The following is a 3224-nucleotide window of genomic DNA, read 5'->3' as shown; positions in this document are numbered from 1 at the left end:
TATTTACTCCTTTTTATTCCTTCAAAAGTTTTTCACATAAATGTCATAAATCGTATGGTCTAACTATATAGTTGAAAAGGAATGCGACATTAAGGTGTCACTGAAAAACTCATCCAAGAAAAGGGAGGAAAAATCTTTTGAAAAACAAAATCATCGTTTTCCTATCTGTTTTGTCATTTATTATTGGTGGTTTCTTCTTTAACACGAATACTTCAAGCGCTGAAGCATCATCTACTGATTATGTTCCTAACCAATTAATCGTTAAGTTCAAACAAAATGCATCTTTAAGTAATGTGCAATCTTTTCATAAATCTGTCGGAGCTAATGTCTTATCTAAAGATGATAAGTTAGGTTTTGAAGTCGTACAATTTTCAAAAGGTACTGTAAAAGAAAAAATAAAGAGCTATAAAAATAATCCAGATGTGGAATATGCAGAACCGAATTATTACGTTCACGCCTTTTGGACTCCAAACGACCCATATTTTAATAATCAATACGGGTTACAAAAGATTCAAGCTCCACAAGCTTGGGATAGCCAACGAAGTGATCCTGGTGTAAAAGTAGCTATTATTGATACAGGAGTTCAAGGCTCACACCCTGATCTGGCTTCGAAAGTAATTTATGGGCATGATTATGTTGATAACGACAATACATCTGATGATGGTAATGGTCATGGTACACATTGCGCTGGAATTACTGGAGCACTTACGAATAACAGCGTCGGAATTGCTGGTGTTGCCCCACAAACTTCAATTTATGCTGTCCGCGTATTAGATAATCAAGGAAGTGGTACTCTTGATGCTGTAGCGCAAGGTATTCGAGAAGCTGCTGATTCGGGTGCAAAAGTAATTAGTTTAAGTTTAGGAGCTCCAAATGGTGGTACTGCATTACAACAAGCCGTTCAATATGCATGGAATAAAGGGTCTGTTATAGTTGCAGCTGCTGGAAATGCTGGAAATACAAAAGCTAATTACCCTGCTTATTACAGCGAAGTAATTGCAGTTGCTTCTACAGATCAATCAGATAGAAAATCTTCATTCTCTACTTATGGTAGCTGGGTAGATGTTGCAGCACCAGGTTCAAATATATATTCAACATATAAAGGAAGCACGTATCAATCATTAAGTGGTACATCTATGGCAACACCTCATGTTGCAGGAGTCGCAGCTCTTTTAGCAAATCAAGGATATAGCAATACACAAATCCGCCAAATTATTGAGTCTACTACTGATAAAATTAGTGGTACAGATACGTACTGGAAAAACGGTAGAGTCAATGCATATAAGGCTGTACAATACGCTAAGCAATTACAAGAAAATAAAGCTTCTTAAGAAAACTTTAATCAGTCGATCTACCATGAATGCAGAATAAAATAGAAGGAGAGACTTCTATAATTAAAGCCTCTCCTTCTTACAAACTATATTACTCTCCCTGCTTTTTAACCATATGTAAATACAGTACAAAATCCATCATTGTCGATGAATGACCAAGTTGACGAATCATCGCTGTTATATTTCCTCTATGATATGTACCATGATTTACGACATGTTGCACTAATTCTAAAATCGAAGTTTCTAATTTCCCTACGTATGGATTCTCAATAACAAATACAGCATTCACATCTTGTATTGTAATTAAAAACTCTTTATATTGATTTGCCATGTTTTCAAACATTTTTTCTAATTCATGTAACGATTTAGTTTCAATTTGTTTTCGTAAATCTTCTCGGTCTTGTATTGCTTCATTCATACTTTTACCATGCAATATATGTAACCACACTTGATCTGTAATATAAATATGCACAAAAGTATCCTTAATGGATGGGAATACACTCTGTATCTGCTCATTAAAAATTGTCTCATAGTTTGGTAACTCTTTTAATCGATTGAATAATCTAGTATTAGCCCAAGCATGATAATCACACTGTTTTAATATATAATCTTTCAATTTATATTACCTCCTTATTGTATGAAACGAATGGTTTGTTTCTTCATTTCTGATTCTCTATCAGCCTTTGCAATCCCTTTTTCTTTCATTTCATGCTTATTTATCGTTTTATATTTTACATACGTATAAAATTCTGTTTGAAATGGAAATGGTGTAATCCGAATTGTTTCCTCGTCCACCCATTCAGCTTGAATAAGTTTCTCCTCTTTACTATTAAACATTTCTGTTCCTTCAAAACCATCTTTAAATAAGTCAATTTCATCTTTCTTTTTGACACCAGGCTTATTCATACATACGTATAAAGAAAGTTCATCACAAAACTTTAATAATCTATAATGCTTATCGAACATCGCAAACTGTTTCTTTGTTAACGTTTTCAAAATTCTTTTTTGTCGTTCTAATTCATGTTTATAAAATGACATCATCTCTTCATCTTCCTCGTTTAGTGGAAATGATAAAAAATGTTTACTACAAAGCAATGCCCCGTATGGATTAGAATTTTCAATTTCATTCAATCCAATCGTATAAAAAACAAAACGTAATGGGCTTGGACAATCCATAAATGTATATGGAATATTTTTAGCATCATTCAAAATTGGTACTTTATCAAGCTCTATCCATCCTCTGTCATGCTCATATATTGCATCAACTGTTTCTTTTAAATATGTTTTATCTTCAAAAAAGTCTTCTTTTATATGCTTTGCAATCTCTCCAGCCAAAAAACCATGATCATGTTGACGAATTAAAATACTTTCCTTCTCATTTTTTTCACGAAAAATCATTCGTATACTCCCCCTCATCCTCATATTAAAGCTTTTTATATGCATCGATTCTTAATTAATCCCTAAATAATAGAAGGGATTCAGTCTCTTGCAACGAAATTAACATAATTATATAGTATTCTTTCTAATCATAGTGATAGCTTTATCTTTACTATCTATTATACTAAAACATTCATTCCAAAAATTTTTTTATGAGGTGAAAACATGAACAAAACAGAATAGAATTAATTAAAAACGTAGCTCAATCAGCTGATATTTCTCAAAAGGACGCTTCTGCAGCTGTACAATCCGTATTTGACACAATTGCTAATGCATTACAATCTGGAGATAAAGTTCAACTAATCGGGTTTGGAACTTTTGAAGTACGCGAAAGATCTGCTCGTACAGGACGTAATCCGCAAACTGGCGAAGAAATTCAAATCGCCGCTGGTAAAGTTCCTGCATTTAAAGCAGGTAAAGAATTAAAAGAAGCTGTTAAATAAAAACAAGAAACCA

4 protein-coding genes are annotated in these 3224 nt (G+C 33.1%); 2 read left to right on the top strand and 2 right to left on the bottom strand.

Annotation, left to right across the window (positions count from 1 at the left end; translation table 11 throughout):
• Positions 1-137 precede the first annotated feature (137 nt).
• Positions 138-1331 (top strand): S8 family peptidase, encoded by a 1194-nt coding sequence (locus ABWK52_RS27120; RefSeq protein WP_000790923.1) that lies wholly within the window; start codon positions 138-140, stop codon positions 1329-1331.
• 91 nt (positions 1332-1422) lie between these two features.
• Here ABWK52_RS27120 and ABWK52_RS27115 read toward each other — a convergent pair whose 3' ends face one another.
• Positions 1423-1947 (bottom strand): DinB family protein, encoded by a 525-nt coding sequence (locus ABWK52_RS27115; RefSeq protein WP_000656270.1) that lies wholly within the window; start codon positions 1945-1947, stop codon positions 1423-1425.
• Between the two features lie 14 nt (positions 1948-1961).
• Positions 1962-2729 (bottom strand): DUF3891 family protein, encoded by a 768-nt coding sequence (locus ABWK52_RS27110; RefSeq protein ID WP_000577284.1) that lies wholly within the window; start codon positions 2727-2729, stop codon positions 1962-1964.
• Between the two features lie 218 nt (positions 2730-2947).
• On the opposite strand from ABWK52_RS27110, the gene ABWK52_RS27105 reads away from it, so the two are divergent.
• Positions 2948-3211 (top strand): HU family DNA-binding protein, encoded by a 264-nt coding sequence (locus tag ABWK52_RS27105; protein ID WP_353772270.1) that lies wholly within the window; start codon positions 2948-2950, stop codon positions 3209-3211.
• Positions 3212-3224 lie beyond the last annotated feature (13 nt).

This window comes from Bacillus sp. AP50 (assembly GCF_040492675.1).
In the GTDB taxonomy this organism is placed as follows: Bacteria; Bacillota; Bacilli; order Bacillales; family Bacillaceae_G; genus Bacillus_A; species Bacillus_A cereus.
The sequence above is the reverse complement of the archived record's forward strand: the minus strand, read 5'-3'. Positions and strand labels throughout refer to the sequence as shown.